The following is a 15,604-nucleotide window of genomic DNA, read 5'->3' on the forward strand; positions in this document are numbered from 1 at the left end:
ACTACCAATTTTCTTTTCCTTATTTATTTCTAATGTAAATTAACTTTATTATATGCTATTTGTTTTATTGTAAAGAAAATATCAACAATCATACACATCCATATTAATGGAACAATTCTACTCAATATGTTATTAAAATTGAAATAAATTGAATTTAATAATGGTTGTATTATGATTAACACTATAAAAACCAGTACTGTCCAAAATATAGAAAATCTTGCACATACCAATCCTTTAAAATTATATTTAAGTTTACTGTAATCCCAATATATCTTTCCAAAAAACTTCTTTAATCCATATCCACTTAAATATTCTACTAAAGTTGGTATTAATATTAATAATATACCTAATAGTATTCCCCTTAATTTCATTATGTAGTATAAATAAACCAAACTTACCATAGCAAATCCATACATTGGTTTAAACGGACCTTTTAAAAAGCCATCTTTTTTAAAATGTCCTGCTACAAAATAGCTATACAGTTCTTCTAAACACCACCCCAAGAAACAATAGACCTCAAAATTGAACACCAAATATAAAAGCCAATCCATACTAACACTCCTTATATCATTTAAACTTAGTATTAGTAAAATTAGCATTAAAAATTCCTTATTTATATTTTTTTATTTCTTTTTCCATAAATTTAATAACATAATCTATGGGATTATTATCATTAGATGGTGCAATATGTTTTGCCTTCTCTAACACTCTCTCAGCTCCAGTTTTTATACAAAATCCATAACTTGCAGTTTCTAACATCTCTATATCATTCATGTTATCTCCAACTGCAACAACCTTTGTAGAATCCATATTATATCTTTCTATTAATTCCTTTAATGCTCTTCCTTTAGTAACTCCATTTGCTACTATATCAAAGTAATTTGATCCACTCCTAAATGCATTTCCCTCATCATATTTCATCTTATATTCTTTTTCTAAAGCATCTAATTCTTCTTCCGTCCCTATTAATAACACCTTTATCCAATCTTTCTCCCATATATCTTTGGGAAAATCATATATAACATTATAATTATGCTTTTTATATCTCTTAGTCAAATCACAACTTCTATATATGTAAACTACCTCATCTGAAAATATTTCTATTCCAATATGTGGATTCTCTTCATACACTTTTTTTATTGCCTTTTTTCTATGATTCTCTATAAAATGCTCTGATATAACCTTTTCTTTTTCATAATCATAAATTTTTGCACCATTATGTAATATTGCAGGAATATCTATATTAAGTTCCTCTATAAATTCTTCTACAGAAGAAAGCATCCTTCCTGTTGCTACAGTAAACTTTCCCCCTTCTTCAACAAAATATTTTATAGCCTCTTTATTTTCCTTTGATATTTCTTTTTTGCTATTCAATAATGTCCCATCCATATCTGATACTAATAAATACCCTTCAAAAATCTCCTTCATTGTATTTCCACCTATCTCTACTTATTTGAATATAATACTATCTTTCTTACTAAACTTCTTGGTAATAGCTTATTTCCAAACACTAATAACTTATTTTTTATTCCTGGAATTATTATAACTCTCCCTTTATTAAAATCTTTATATGCTATTTCTGCTACATCTTTAGAACTCATTAATAATGATTTTGATTTATCATTTTTAATTATACCAGCTTTACTTTGAAAATTTGTTTTTATAGCACCAGGACATAAACAACTTACTTTAACCCCATATTCTTTAACTTCTTCATATATAGACTCTGTTAGTGACAACACATATGCTTTTGATGCATAATACGTATTCATCTTTGGTCCTGCTGAAAATGCAGCTGTTGATGCCACATTTAATATTCCACCACAATTTCGTTTAATCATGCTTTTTAAAAAATAATAAGTTAATTTGGTTACACTATTAATATTTATTTGAATTAATTTTTCTTCTCTTTTTATATTTGATTCATGAAAAAATCCAAAACTTCCAACACCAGCATTATTTATTAAGTTATCCACAACAAAATTATTTTTTTCCACAAATCTATATACTTCTTCACAGGAGTTATTCACAGTTAAATCTACTGACAAAGTTTCAACCTCTACATTAAACTCTTTTTCAATATTATTCTTAACCTTACTTAACTTTTCTTCATTTCTTGCAACAATAATTAAATTATGTTTATCTTTTGCAAATAACTTAGCTAACTCCATACCAAGTCCCTCTGTTCCACCTGTTATTAGAGTATATCTATTCACCTTCTCCATTTAATCATTCCTTGTATTTTATTTACTTATTATAACAAAAGGTATTGTATTAAATAAGTATTGAAATTAAAAGTAGAATCTTTATTAAAATTAAAACAAAGAATAAGGAACACTCATTTGATTATGATTCATGTTCCTTATTGTTTATAATAAATTTGTTAGGAATATACTTATTAATAGACTTGCTAACGGCATCTAAATATAACTCTGGATTATCCTCCTTATACCTTTCCATGAGTAGTTTCTTCAGCCTCTTATTTGCCCACTTCCATAAACAATATACTTTGTAGTAGTTAGTTCATTTAAGCCCATAGGCCCTCTTGCATGTAACTTTTGAGTACTAATTCCTATTTCTGCACCAAATCCAAATTCATAACCATCAGTAAACCTTGTTGATGCATTTACATAAACAGCTGCTGCATCTACCCTTTGCAAAAACATTTGAGAATTATCATAACTTTTTGTAACTATAGCTTCTGAGTGTCCAGTTCCATATTTATTTATATGTGTTATAGCTTCTTCTACACTAGCAACCACTTTTACACTTATAATATAATCATTATATTCTGTTCCCCAATCTTCTTCTGTAGCTTTTTTGATATCATTAACTATCTTCATAGTCTTTTCATCACCTCTAACTTCAACATTTTCTTTCTTTAATGCTGAAATTATTATTGGCAAAAATTCTTCTGCTATGTTTTCATGAACCAAGAGTTTCTCTTCTGCATTACAAACAGATGGCCTACTTGTTTTTGCATTAATTACAATATTTTTTGCCATATCTAAATCTGATTCACTATCTACATAAACATGACAATTTCCAGTTCCAGTTTCTATTACTGGCACAGTTGCATTTTTTACTACAGACTGTATAAGTCCTGCTCCACCTCTAGGAATAAGAACATCTATATATCCATTTAATTTCATCATCTCAGTTGCAACTTCTCTACTAGTATCCTCAACAAGTTGAACTGAATTTTCAGGTAAACCAGCTTCTTTTATTCCTTCTGACAAAGCTTTAACTATAGCTTTATTTGAATTAATAGCCTCACTACCGCCTCTTAATATAACAACATTCCCAGTCTTTAAACAAAGTCCTGCTGCATCACAAGTAACATTAGGTCTAGCTTCATATATTATGCCTATTACACCCATAGGTACTCTTTTCTTTCCTATTTGTAGTCCATTAGGTCTTTTCCACATAGAAACAACTTCTCCTACTGGATCTGATAATAAAGCAACTTGCCTAAGTCCATCAGCCATATCTTCAATTCTTTTTTTATCTAAAGAAAGTCTATCTAACATTGCCTTTGAGGTTCCTTTTTGTATAGCAACCTCTAAATCCTTTTTATTTTCTTTTAATATCTCCTCATTATGCACTAATAATTTATCAGCCATATTTCGTAATGCTTTATCTTTTTCAGTAGTTCCCATGTTCATAAGTTCATAGGATGCCTCTTTAGCTCTTGTCCCTAAATTTATTAATTCACTCATTTAATTTACCCCCTTTTTTCCTAAAAATAATGTACCTACTTCTTCACCATCTAGTATTTTTAATAATATAGAAGGTTCATCACCATTTGCTAGAACCATATCTACTCCATCCTTAGCTACAACCTTAGCAGCTGCTAATTTGGTAATCATTCCACCAGTTCCTAAATTAGTACCAGCTCCACCAGCACATTCTTCAAGTTCTTGTGTAACTTTTTCTACTACCTTCAACATCTTTGCATCCTTATTAGTTCTTGGATCTCCATCATAAAATCCATCTATATCTGACAATATTATTAATAAATCTGCTTTGCATAAACCTGCAACTATAGCTGATAGATTATCATTATCTCCAAACTTCACTATATTTTCTATTTCATCTATTGAAACTGTATCATTTTCATTTACTATTGGTACTATTTTATTTTCTATTAATGTTTCAAATGTATTGCATACATTTTGTCTAATATGATCATCTTCCACAACATCACGAGTCAATAAGACTTGCCCTACTGTATGACTATATTCTCCAAAAAACTTGCTATATATATGCATAAGTTCGCATTGTCCAACTGATGCAACTGCTTGCTTTTCTCTTATGCTCTTTGGTTTTTCTTTAAGTTTTAACTTACTTACACCAACACCAATAGCTCCTGATGATACAAGAACAATTTCCTTTCCTGAGTTCTGAATATCTGATAAAACTCTAGCTAACTTTTCAATTCTTCCTAAATTAATATTTCCATTATCATATGTTAAAGTTGATGTTCCTACCTTAACAACAATTCTTTTTACATCCTTTAATTTCTTACGAAAACCCATCTTTACAGCCCCTTATTCTTCGATTATTCTAATATCTATCTTACTACACCTTATTTATCTAATCAATATTACTAGGATCAGTTAAAAAACCATTCTCAACTAACTTTTTATAAGTTAATTTTAGCAATGAATAAATTGGAACTACACAAAAAGCTGCTAATGGACCACCTATTGTAGAAGCCCCAACCACCAAAAATATATCTGTAATAGGATGTATTTTCATTGCCCGCCCCATAATAAATGGTACAACCACTCTTCCCTTTAAAGTTTGAGCTATAATAAATAACAAAGTTAATCTAACAAGCATATGGGTTCCAACTGCAGCTGCTATTATATATGGAATTATCATAGAAATAAAAAAACCTACAAATGGAATAAATGCAAGTATAAAAGTTGTTGATGCTAGTAGTAATGCACTTGGCATACCAATCACTTCATAACCTGTAAAAACCATTGCTGCCAGTGATATTGCAACTGTTGCCTGCCCAATTATATATGAAGATAAAACTATATCCCCCTCACTCAATATCTCATTTGATACTTCCTTATATCTTTTAGGTATATATTTCAAAACAATTGATTTAAATTTAGACCCATCTCTAAGCAAAAAGAATGTTATTAGTATAATTAATAATATATTTGAGAAAAGCATCATACCCATATCAAATATTTCTTTTAGATTTGCAAAAACAAAGTTTACATAATTCATAAGCTGTGAAGATATATTTTCAACAAAATTCTTAATACTACTATCTTTTAGATAATCTTGTGCCATTTCCATAAGATTTTTATCCTGTATATTCATTAATACTATATCTTTTAGTATAATTATCTGTTCAACTAAATATTTTCCAAAATAAGTAATTATGATAGCTAATAAAGAAATTGCTATTAACACTGTAATACTTGCTGATATCGATGATTTTAACCTTTTTCTTAAAAAAATATTATTTAATGGCTTAAGAATATAAAATAGAAATACTCCAAATATAATTGGAGTAAATATTACCCATATAGCTACCTGAATAAATTCATGAAATACTTGAAACTTTCCCAACATATATAAAAAGATAAGAATTAGATTGGCTATAATTAAGTTTATAATAACTCTTTTCTTTAACATAACAAACACCCCTTATTCTAAGGTTAGTTTATCCAAATTATTATCCTTAATTCAAAATGTCTTTTTATGAAAAACAAAAGTGAAGTTAGAATAACTCTAACTTCACCATTGTTTTCTGCCTTGGAAATTTACATAATGTAGTATCTGGGGGGTACTACTTAGGGGTTTGTTTGTTCCTTAGCATTTTAACAATTTTATTTTACACTACTTTTATGAAAATTTATAGCGTTAATTTTTTACTTTCTTTAAATAAATAACTATAAGAAAAAAGTGGACAAACCACTTTCAAATTAATTCAATCCTAAGGCTTTATAAATAGCTTTTGCTACTCCAGCATTATTGTTAGTATCAGTTATATACTTAGCAATTTCTTTTATTTCATCTATAGCATTTTCCATTGCATAAGATTCAGTAAATTCAGTAAACATGGTGTAATCATTAAAGCTATCACCAATTACCATAACTTCATCCTTACTTACTCCCATCTTTTTGGCAACTTTTGCTAAAATTATTCCTTTTTGTGCATCTTTATTTGTTATTTCTATATTATCCCTAAATGAAGAAGATACAGCCAAATCTTCTATTTCATCTAGTTTAAATTTCATATCTCTTATTACATTTGTATCATTATAAAATGCAAATATTTTTCTAATTTCTACTGATGTTTCCAAGAACACTTCAAGATTTTCAATATACTTCAATTTCTTAAAGTGTTCTTGATTCCTGGATAATTCTAAAGCCTCTTCAAATGATTCTATCTTTTGAAATGATTGTGCCATATAAGCCATTCCTTTTAAAGCATCTTCCTTACTATCCGCAGTAAATATACCTCTATCTGTAAATATTTGAGCTCTTATTCCAGCTTCATTCATCATTCCTATAACTTTTTTAACTGTACTTTTTTCTATATCTATTTTTTCTAATATATTACCATTCTCATCCCTATATTCAGCCCCATTTGATAATATACATTCACACTTCAATCCATAGCCCTTAATCACTGGTAATACACCATCAATATCTCTCCCTGTTGATATAGTAAAATGTACCCCTAGCTCTTGTGCTTTCTTTATAGCTTCTAAATTTTCTTTAGATATTTCATGATTACTATTTAATAATGTTCCATCCATATCTGAAGCAATAATTTTTATCATACTCTTCCTCCTTCTCCCTAATCTCTATCATAATAATTAAAATAATCTTGAAAGAGCATTTAACATTTGTTTATACCACTTTCATATAATTATAGTGTTTCGTTCTGTATCTAGATAATTAAAACATTGTTTTTAAGAGCATGTCAATTAATTCTTTAATTATATTCTAATATATATAATTTAAAATTTGGATTGTAAAATTTAAAATCTGTACCCACACAAATATAAAGGAACTAACATTTCTGTTAAGTTCCCTTATATTATAACTTTAATTTTCTGTACCTATTAAAAGCAGCCATTATTTCTTGCCTTCTAGGCATAGCTAAATTTCCGTTGCTACTAAAACAAGTTAATCCCCTATCTTTCATTACCTTTAATATTTCATCTGTTATTTGAATTATATCTAATTTTCCATTTACTATATTTTCTTCAGCCCACTTCATTATATATCCAATTGCAGTAATCTGTTCATGATCTATTATCTGCTCTACAGCCCTTAACTCAATTTTTTCTTTATTTATATCCAAAGCATCAATTCCTAATGTCTTTATTTTTATACCTTTAGGACCTCTTTCAATACTTCCTCTTTTTACTATTCTATTAAATCTAATATTTATATTTTTATCATATATTCTATTTAATATTTTACCCGTACTTAATGATTTTGCACTTTCTGTTACATCCTTTGGCTCATAGGAATCCATTTGAATAACAGTATCAGCTATATCAAAAAAATCTCCTGAGCTACCTACAACAATAATAGTTGATATTCCTTTTTGTTCATACAAAGGCCTTACTACTTCAATAAATGGTGTGATAGGCTCCTTTTCCTTTGCAACTAATTTTTGCATTACATCATCTCTAATCATAAAATTAGTTGCAGATGTATCCTCATCTATTAAAAATAATCTTGTTCCACTTTCTATTCCTTCAACTATATTGGCAGCTTGTGATGTGCTTCCACTTGCATTCTCACTATAAAATCCTCTTGTATCCTTCCCATTTGGAAGATTATTTATAAATAATGAAATATCATCATTATGAATCACTCTTCCATCTTCTGCTCTTACCTTTATTGCAGTATTATCAGTGATAACAAACTCCCTTCCATCTCCTTCTATATGATTATATACACCAAGTTCTAATGCTCTTAACAATGTAGATTTTCCATGATATCCACCACCAACAATTAAATTTATCCCTTTTGGAATTCCCATTCCTTTAATCTCCCCCATATTTGGTAGATTGAAAATTACTTCTAAACTCTTAGGCGTTTGAAATTTTTTCCCATCTTTTAACGGTTTAGAAGAAACTCCACTTTCTCTAGGCAATATTGACCCATTAGCTACAAAAGATATTAAACCCCTTCTTGAAAGTTCATTTCTTATATGTGCCTGATCTTCTACTAATCTTACTCTATCCACAAGTTTTTCCTTATCTATATTATTATATATCACAGAATTCTTAACAATTTGAGGCAAAAATTCATATAGTATCTTTTCTAATTCTTTTGCAAGAACACTTCTTCCTCTAGCTGGAAATCCAACTTCTATTCTTACTTGTATCTCTTTTTCGTTAACAATAATAGCTGTTCTATCCAATATTTCTTGTGAACATTTACTTATAGATATTAACCCACTCTTTCCTGAGCCGTATACTCTTTTAGAATAAACATTTATATTATTATAGAATATTCTTGTTAAAAAATCTTGAACAGCAACTTTCTTATGATACTTATTAAACAATTCATTAGGTATATTAGCTACTCTTTGATTCATAATTATTCTAACTCTTGAAGGTGCTGCAAATGGGTCCCCTTGCACATGATCTATTGACAAAATATAATCATTAAAATTATATTGACCTTCTAACGATTTATATGACTTATATCCTCTTCCATCAATACTATAAAGCTCTTTTTTCAAATCATTTAAGTTCTTCATTTACTTTTATCCCCCCCAAAAAACTCGTCAATTAACTGTTCTCCAATTCTTCTATACATATTACTCATAGATACCATAGAAGAAACAAGTAAAAACTTTTCTTCAAAATCATTATCCTTTGATAAATCACTCAATTTATCTACCTTTTTTTTAACCGAATCTTCCATTTCATTACTATCTGCTGTAGTTACTTTTAAATATCTTTCATAAAGACTTCTTAAATCATATTCTTCACCATTTTCATATTTATTAACTATATTATCTAACATAAGCTTAATATCATTTATAGATATAATTCCTTTAAAATCATAAATAAAACTCATTAGTATTAAATGTTCCTTTGAATACTTTTTATTTTTAACAGACATTAAAAGTTTTGCTTTTGCGTAATTATTTATCATAGTCTTAGTTAATACTTTATCTTCTTCTTTACGTCTCATTTTTGATAACTTACTTTCAAATAACTGAATAACCTGATCCATATATAGATCAATTTCTGGAATCTCTTCTAGTTTTATCTTTTCATCTATATTCATATTTTGTATTAAATCCATTGTATCTTCTTTATTCACAGTATCACTCCCTCATGTAGTTTTTAAAACTATATATTATCTTACACATATAATATTAATAGTATTTAAGAGATATTTCAAGAAAATTGGGTAAAATATATATATATAACTATAAAATCAATGAAATTTATATTTGACTTATCAATATATATATATGATAATTTCAATATAACGTCAGGTAGTTTTAAAAACTACATATTGTTTTACGGAGGTGCAAAAATGACAAAACATTTAAGAGAGCCTATAAATGGCTTAACTCATTTAACCGGTGCTATCTTATCACTATTTGGCTTGATTGCCTTAATAGTAAAAGTAGCATCTTCTAATGGAAAACTAATTGATTATGTTGCTATTGTAAGTTTTGGTGTAAGTATGATACTACTGTATAGTGCATCAGCAACGTATCATTCTGTTATTTCAAGTGATTCAGTTATTAAAACTTTAAAAAAAGTAGATCATTCTATGATTTTTATTCTTATAGCTGGTTCATATGCACCACTTTGTTTGATAGCATTACAAAATTCTATTGGTCATGCATTGTTTACAACTGTTGCCATCGCAGCTATTATTGGTATAGTATTTAAGATATGTTGGGTTACTTGTCCTAAATGGATTAGTAGCACTATTTATATAGGAATTGGATGGTTTGCTATTTTTGCAATTTATCCATTAACAAAAGTTTTAGCTTCTACTGGTATATTTTTATTAGTCTTAGGTGGAATAATGTATACAATAGGTGGGGTTATATATGCTTTAAAATCTGAAAAAATTAGAATTGGCTCTTTTGGTGGTCATGAAATATTTCATATTTTTATAATGTTAGGAACCCTATGCCATTTCTTTTGTGTTTTTAATTATGTTTTATAATTGCCTACTCTTCATTAAAAAGAAAATATTTTTCTCTTTTTAATGAATTTAAATAAGCAAAGGTGCAACCTCCATTGCCCTTTGCTTTATATTTTTATACTACTATATTTTCAAATTTTGCTTCAATTACAGATGCTAATTCTAGGGGATTGACTTCAATCTGAAGACCTATCTTACCTGCACTAAATACTATATTAGAAAATTTTTCAGCTGAATTATGTATAAAAGTCTTATAAGCTTTTTTCATTGCCAAAGGAGAACATCCCCCTCTAATATAACCTGTATATTTATTTATATCTTTAACATGTATCATATCCAAATTTTTTTCACCAGCTACCATTGCTGCTTTTTTCAAATCTAATTCTTCAATAACTGGTATTACAAACACATATAATTCCTTTGAATTTCCTTGTGTAACTAATGTTTTAAATACAGTATTTACATCCTTTCCTATCTTCTCAGCAACAGCTATTCCATCTATCTTCCCGTCCTTATTCTCATAAGATATTGTATTATATTTAATGTTATTTTTATCTAATAATCTCATTGCATTAGTTTTTTGCATTTTCACCTACTCCTCAATAATAATATTAAAATTATCTTTATAACTTATTTTAATACTGCTTATAAACACAATTTTCTTTATTTTATACCTTAATTGACAATTTTGTAAATAATCCACCCTACTAAAAAAGTTATGAGTGTTCTTTATATCTTTGTTCTATGGTATAATAACGAAATGAATAAAAAAACGAAATGAGGTAGAAATAATTGATAACTGTATCAAATGTTAGTTTAAGATATGGCGGACGTAAATTATTTGAAGATGTAAATTTAAAATTTACTCCTGGTAATTGCTATGGTGTAATTGGTGCAAATGGTGCTGGTAAGAGTACTTTCTTAAAGATTTTATCTGGAGAAGTTGAACCTAACACTGGTGAAGTTTCATTAGCTCCAAATGTTAGAATGTCTGTTTTGAAACAAGATCACTATCAATATGATGATTTTGAAGTTCTAGAAACAGTAATTATGGGAAATGAACGCTTGTATCAAATAATGAAAGAAAAAGACGCTCTATATGCAAAACCTGACTTTTCTGATGAGGATGGTATTAAAGCATCTGAATTAGAAGGAGAATTTGCTGACCTTAATGGTTGGGAAGCAGAGTCTGAAGCATCTTCATTATTACAAGATCTAGGAATAGGAACTGAATCTCACTATAAAAAGATTTCTGAACTTACTGGAGGAGAAAAAGTTAAAGTTCTTTTAGCTCAAGCTCTATTTGGTAATCCTGGAGTTCTAGTACTAGACGAACCTACTAACCACTTAGATTTAAAATCAGTTAACTGGCTTGAAGATTTCTTAATAAATTTTGAAGGAACTGTTATAGTTGTATCCCATGATAGGCATTTCTTAAATACAGTTTGTACACAAATGGCAGATGTTGATTTCGGGAAAATTAAAATTTATGTTGGTAACTATGATTTCTGGTATGAATCAAGTCAACTTGCTCTTCAGATGTCTAAAGACCAAAACAAGAAGAAAGAAGAAAAAATTAAAGAACTTCAAGACTTTATTGCAAGATTCAGTGCTAATGCATCAAAATCTAAGCAAGCTACTTCTCGTAAAAAGTTATTAGATAAGATAACATTAGATGATATTCAACCATCAAGCAGAAGATATCCATTTGTAGGATTTAAGGCTGAAAGAGAAGTGGGTAATGATATACTTACAGTTAAAGATCTTTCAAAGACTATTGATGGCGTTAATGTTTTAGATAATGTAAACTTTATGGTTAATAAAGGTGATAAAATCGCTTTAATTGGTAATGAAATTGCAGTAACTACATTATTTAAAATATTATCTGGTGAAATGGAGCCAGATAGTGGTAGTTACAAATGGGGAATTACTATTACAACGTCTTACTTCCCTAATGATAACTCTGAATATTTTAATGACTCTAACTTATCTTTAGTAGATTGGCTTAGACAATTCTCTGAAGAAAAAGCGGAAAGTTACATAAGGGGCTTCCTTGGAAGAATGTTATTCTCTGGAGAAGAAGCTTTAAAAGAAGCTAATGTATTGTCAGGAGGCGAGAAGGTTAGATGTATGTTATCTAGAATGATGCTTTCTAATGCAAATGTATTAATGCTAGATCAACCTACTAATCATTTAGATCTTGAATCAATTACAGCTGTAAACAATGGATTAAAGGATTTTAATAGCAATATATTATTTGCTTCTCATGACCACCAATTTATTGAAACTATAGCTAATAGAATAATAGATATTAAATATGACGGTTCTATAGTTGACAGAACTATGACTTATGATGAATACTTAGAATTCTCCAAAAATAACTAATCATAAATAATAAATGGATGTGCTTGCTAAGAAATTTAAAATTCCTTAAGCTAACACATCCATTTTATTTTATACTACTGACTACTTAGTATATTTTAAATGTAATAATTCATGAGCCTTTCCATGTCCTGGTTCCCCCATAAATACTTCATACATCTTCTTAATAGCTGGATTTTCATGTGACTTTCTTATAGTAGCATTCTTATCTTGATTATAAAGTACAGAAGCTCTTATTGCCCTTATATCAATTTTTTCTCTATCTAAGTTATTCACATGAGGTTGACCACCACCATTAACGCATCCTCCCGGACATGCCATAACTTCGATAAAATGATACTTTTTACTTTCCATCTTACCACTTTTCATGAACTCTGCTAGATTTGCTGATCCATTTACTACTGCAATGTTATAATCATTTCCACCAATATTGATAGTTGCTTCTTTGATTCCATCTAATCCTCTTACTTCAGTATAATCAACATTTTCTAAATCTTTCTTTTCTACAAAATCTTTAGCAGTTCTTATAGCAGCTTCCATAACTCCACCAGTAGCTCCAAATATAGTCCCTGCTCCACTATATTCGCCCATTGCTGGATCTACAGTTTCATCTTCTATCTTAGCAAAATCAATTTTCGCTTCTTTTATTAACTTAGCTAACTCTCTAGTTGTTAATACTGCATCTATTTGTCTTAGTCCATTAATTTCCATTTCAGCTCTATCAGCTTCATATTTCTTTGCAGTACAAGGCATTATGGTAACTGTAAATACCTTAACTGGGTCTATATCTGAAATATGTGGGTAATATGTTTTTGTTGCTGTTCCAAAAATTTGTTGTGGTGACTTAGCTGATGATAAATTATCTAATAACTCTGGATAATAATTTTCAACTTGTCTAACCCAACCTGGACAACATGATGTAAACATTGGGAATGGTCCATTTTTTTCAATTCTTTGGATAAGCTCTGTAGCTTCTTCCATTATTGTCATGTCAGCACCAAAATTTATATCAAAAACTTTGTCAAATCCTAATTTTCTTAAAGATGCATATATCTTACCAGTTACATCTTGCCCATACCCCATCTTAAATAACTCTCCCATTGCAGTTCTTACAGATGGTGCCATAGCTACTATAACATGCTTATTATTGTCAGCTAAAGCTTCCTTAACTCTATCAATATGACTCTTTTCAGATAATGCAGCAACAGGACATGCTGCTACACATTGCCCACATAATAAACAATTTGTATCATCAAAACACTTTTGATCTATAGTTGTAACAATTCTCTTTCCATCAACGTTTGCAAGCTTAATTGATTCGGTTGCTGTCTTTTCTTTACACGCAGCTTGGCATCTACCACATAATACACACTTTGTTCTATCTATAACTATTGATTTACTTCTATCATCTAAATATTCACTCTTATCTTCAACAACAAAAGGTTCAGTAGCTCTTCCTTTTGATTTTATAACTAATTTTAATAATTCACAGTTATCTTTTCTATTACATGGACCACATTTAAATTCATGCTTATTAAGTAAAGTTGACACTCTTGACTTTACTCTCTCTTGGACCTTATCAGTATTAGTTTTGATAACCATTCCATCATCTACTTTAGTTAAACAAGCTAAAGCTAAATTATTCTTACCTTCTACCTCAACTGCACAAACTCCACATTTTCCTACATTTCCACACTCTTTTAAATAACATAAAGTTGGTATGTCAATTCCATTTTGTCTTGCTGCGTCAAGAATCGTAATTCCATCCTCGACTTGGTATGATTGTTCATTAATAACAACACTTTTCACGCCTAAGTCCTCCCTAAATTAACATTATAAATTTTTGCATTTTCGATATAATTCTTACACTCATTAGTGTATCATATAAATAATCAAAAACCTTAATTTTCAGACAATTGTTAATTAATTGTCAATCATCTATATCCCTTTCCATATTCCCTATACTTTACTTAATAATTCTATATTATTTGTGCAGAATATAACTATATAGTATACTTTATATTAGATTTATCCTAAAATAAGTATTATATTATACTAAAGAAGTGAGTAAGAGAGGTAATTATGATTAAAGTTTATGATAGAAAAGCGAATACTTATGAAGAAGAAAAAGTTGCTGGAGGTAAATACATAAGTTGGTGTTATGAGTCCCCTATTGGTAAAGGTTTAACTGAGCTCCTTATTAAGAAAAAATTAGTTTCAAGTTTATATGGAAAGTATTGTGATACAAAATTAAGTAAGAAAAAGATAAAGTCCTTTATAGATGATTTTCATATAGATATGAACATATCTACAAAGAAATTGGATGAATTTTCATCTTTTAATGATTTTTTCATCAGACAGCTACACAAAGAATCTAGACCTATAAATAATGATAGTAATGTTCTAATATCTCCTGGAGATGGTAGATTATTTGCTTATAATAACATCTCTATGAATAACTTAATTCAAGTTAAAAATCTTACTTATAGTTTATCTGAACTTTTAGGTGACGATAAAATTGCAAAAGAATATGAAGATGGCATTTGTCTTGTATTAAGATTATGCCCTACTGATTATCATAGATTTCATTTTGTAGATTCAGGAATTTCAACTTCAAGTAAATTCATTGATGGATCTTATTATTCAGTAAATCCTACAGCATTAGAAAGAATTCCAAAGCTCTATTGTCAAAATAAAAGAGAATGGTCTGTTTTTAAGTCTGATAATTTTGGTGATATAATTCATGTAGAAGTTGGAGCAACTTGTGTAGGTACAATAATTCAAACTTATACTCCTGGTGAAAGGGTTCAAAAAGGTGAGGAAAAAGGCTACTTTAAATTTGGAGGTTCTACAACAATATTATTTTTCAAAAAAAATACCATATCAATCTCTGAAGATATTTTAATTCAAAGTTCTCTTGGCTTTGAATGTAAAGTTATGATGGGTGAGACAATTGGGTATAAAAAATAAAGGGGCTGTCGCATTAGCGGATTAAAATCCGTTAGCGATAGCTCCCTTTTTGAATTTTACACACCATTTTATATAT

General features: G+C 28.9%; 14 protein-coding genes. 3 read left to right on the forward strand and 11 right to left on the reverse strand.

The window, feature by feature from the left end; all coding sequences use genetic code 11:
- Positions 1 to 29: 29 nt before the first annotated feature.
- The 9 genes from NNC19_RS06800 to NNC19_RS06840 all read right to left on the reverse strand — a co-directional run bounded on the left by NNC19_RS06800 (position 30) and on the right by NNC19_RS06840 (position 9,312).
- Positions 30 to 551 (reverse strand): putative ABC transporter permease, encoded by a 522-nt coding sequence (locus NNC19_RS06800; RefSeq protein WP_310937871.1) that lies wholly within the window; start codon positions 549 to 551, stop codon positions 30 to 32.
- A gap of 58 nt (positions 552 to 609) precedes the next feature.
- Positions 610 to 1,428, reverse strand: a complete 819-nt coding sequence (locus NNC19_RS06805) for an HAD family hydrolase (RefSeq protein ID WP_310937872.1) — start codon at positions 1,426 to 1,428, stop codon at positions 610 to 612.
- A gap of 17 nt (positions 1,429 to 1,445) precedes the next feature.
- The gene (locus NNC19_RS06810) at positions 1,446 to 2,225 is read right to left on the reverse strand and encodes an SDR family oxidoreductase (protein WP_310937873.1); all 780 of its coding nucleotides are present in this window, start codon (positions 2,223 to 2,225) and stop codon (positions 1,446 to 1,448) included.
- 246 nt (positions 2,226 to 2,471) lie between these two features.
- Entirely contained in the window at positions 2,472 to 3,719 is a 1,248-nt protein-coding gene (locus tag NNC19_RS06815; protein ID WP_310937874.1) for a glutamate-5-semialdehyde dehydrogenase, read from the reverse strand.
- A complete protein-coding gene (gene proB, locus NNC19_RS06820) occupies positions 3,720 to 4,538 on the reverse strand; it encodes a glutamate 5-kinase (protein ID WP_310937875.1) in 819 nt (272 codons plus the stop codon).
- A 58-nt stretch (positions 4,539 to 4,596) separates the two neighbouring features.
- Positions 4,597 to 5,661 carry an AI-2E family transporter gene (locus NNC19_RS06825; RefSeq protein ID WP_310937876.1) on the reverse strand — a complete coding sequence of 355 codons (1,065 nt, stop codon included), beginning with the start codon at positions 5,659 to 5,661 and terminating at the stop codon, positions 4,597 to 4,599.
- A gap of 290 nt (positions 5,662 to 5,951) precedes the next feature.
- Positions 5,952 to 6,815, reverse strand: a complete 864-nt coding sequence (locus tag NNC19_RS06830; protein ID WP_310937877.1) for a Cof-type HAD-IIB family hydrolase — start codon at positions 6,813 to 6,815, stop codon at positions 5,952 to 5,954.
- 260 nt (positions 6,816 to 7,075) lie between these two features.
- Positions 7,076 to 8,758, reverse strand: a complete 1,683-nt coding sequence (locus tag NNC19_RS06835) for an ABC-ATPase domain-containing protein (RefSeq protein ID WP_310937878.1) — start codon at positions 8,756 to 8,758, stop codon at positions 7,076 to 7,078.
- Positions 8,755 to 9,312 carry a DUF1836 domain-containing protein gene (locus tag NNC19_RS06840; protein WP_310937886.1) on the reverse strand — a complete coding sequence of 186 codons (558 nt, stop codon included), beginning with the start codon at positions 9,310 to 9,312 and terminating at the stop codon, positions 8,755 to 8,757. Before NNC19_RS06840 ends, NNC19_RS06835 begins: the two co-directional genes overlap by 4 nt.
- A 237-nt stretch (positions 9,313 to 9,549) precedes the next feature.
- On the opposite strand from NNC19_RS06840, the gene NNC19_RS06845 reads away from it, so the two are divergent.
- Positions 9,550 to 10,197 carry a hemolysin III family protein gene (locus NNC19_RS06845; protein WP_310937879.1) on the forward strand — a complete coding sequence of 216 codons (648 nt, stop codon included), beginning with the start codon at positions 9,550 to 9,552 and terminating at the stop codon, positions 10,195 to 10,197.
- A 94-nt stretch (positions 10,198 to 10,291) separates the two neighbouring features.
- Here the strand turns inward: NNC19_RS06845 and ybaK are convergent, their stop codons facing one another.
- Positions 10,292 to 10,762, reverse strand: a complete 471-nt coding sequence (gene ybaK / locus NNC19_RS06850) for a Cys-tRNA(Pro) deacylase (RefSeq protein ID WP_310937880.1) — start codon at positions 10,760 to 10,762, stop codon at positions 10,292 to 10,294.
- Positions 10,763 to 10,968: 206 nt separating this feature from the next.
- Between ybaK and NNC19_RS06855 the strand changes: the two genes are divergently transcribed.
- Positions 10,969 to 12,561 (forward strand): ATP-binding cassette domain-containing protein, encoded by a 1,593-nt coding sequence (locus NNC19_RS06855; RefSeq protein ID WP_310937881.1) that lies wholly within the window; start codon positions 10,969 to 10,971, stop codon positions 12,559 to 12,561.
- Positions 12,562 to 12,642: 81 nt separating this feature from the next.
- Here NNC19_RS06855 and NNC19_RS06860 read toward each other — a convergent pair whose 3' ends face one another.
- Complete coding sequence (locus tag NNC19_RS06860) at positions 12,643 to 14,367, reverse strand: ferredoxin hydrogenase (RefSeq protein WP_310937882.1); 1,725 nt, start codon at positions 14,365 to 14,367, stop codon at positions 12,643 to 12,645.
- Between the two features lie 273 nt (positions 14,368 to 14,640).
- On the opposite strand from NNC19_RS06860, the gene NNC19_RS06865 reads away from it, so the two are divergent.
- Positions 14,641 to 15,528: a phosphatidylserine decarboxylase gene (locus NNC19_RS06865; RefSeq protein WP_310937883.1), complete on the forward strand. Its 888-nt coding sequence runs from the start codon at positions 14,641 to 14,643 to the stop codon at positions 15,526 to 15,528.
- The last annotated feature ends 76 nt before the right edge of the window (positions 15,529 to 15,604 follow it).

Origin of the sequence: Clostridium sp. SHJSY1, from assembly GCF_031626875.1 — a bacterium.
Classification (GTDB): Bacteria; Bacillota; Clostridia; order Clostridiales; family Clostridiaceae; genus Clostridium.

Bases quoted from the DNA above. Each gene is read 5' to 3' on its own strand.
- NNC19_RS06800 (WP_310937871.1), bottom strand. From the start codon at position 551: ATGGATTGGCTTTTATATTTGGTGTTCAATTTTGAGGTCTATTGTTTC.
- NNC19_RS06805 (WP_310937872.1), bottom strand. From the start codon at position 1,428: ATGAAGGAGATTTTTGAAGGGTATTTATTAGTATCAGATATGGATGGG.
- NNC19_RS06810 (WP_310937873.1), bottom strand. From the start codon at position 2,225: ATGGAGAAGGTGAATAGATATACTCTAATAACAGGTGGAACAGAGGGA.
- NNC19_RS06815 (WP_310937874.1), bottom strand. From the start codon at position 3,719: ATGAGTGAATTAATAAATTTAGGGACAAGAGCTAAAGAGGCATCCTAT.
- proB (WP_310937875.1), bottom strand. From the start codon at position 4,538: ATGGGTTTTCGTAAGAAATTAAAGGATGTAAAAAGAATTGTTGTTAAG.
- NNC19_RS06825 (WP_310937876.1), bottom strand. From the start codon at position 5,661: ATGTTAAAGAAAAGAGTTATTATAAACTTAATTATAGCCAATCTAATT.
- NNC19_RS06830 (WP_310937877.1), bottom strand. From the start codon at position 6,815: ATGATAAAAATTATTGCTTCAGATATGGATGGAACATTATTAAATAGT.
- NNC19_RS06835 (WP_310937878.1), bottom strand. From the start codon at position 8,758: ATGAAGAACTTAAATGATTTGAAAAAAGAGCTTTATAGTATTGATGGA.
- NNC19_RS06840 (WP_310937886.1), bottom strand. From the start codon at position 9,312: ATGGATTTAATACAAAATATGAATATAGATGAAAAGATAAAACTAGAA.
- NNC19_RS06845 (WP_310937879.1), top strand. From the start codon at position 9,550: ATGACAAAACATTTAAGAGAGCCTATAAATGGCTTAACTCATTTAACC.
- ybaK (WP_310937880.1), bottom strand. From the start codon at position 10,762: ATGCAAAAAACTAATGCAATGAGATTATTAGATAAAAATAACATTAAA.
- NNC19_RS06865 (WP_310937883.1), top strand. From the start codon at position 14,641: ATGATTAAAGTTTATGATAGAAAAGCGAATACTTATGAAGAAGAAAAA.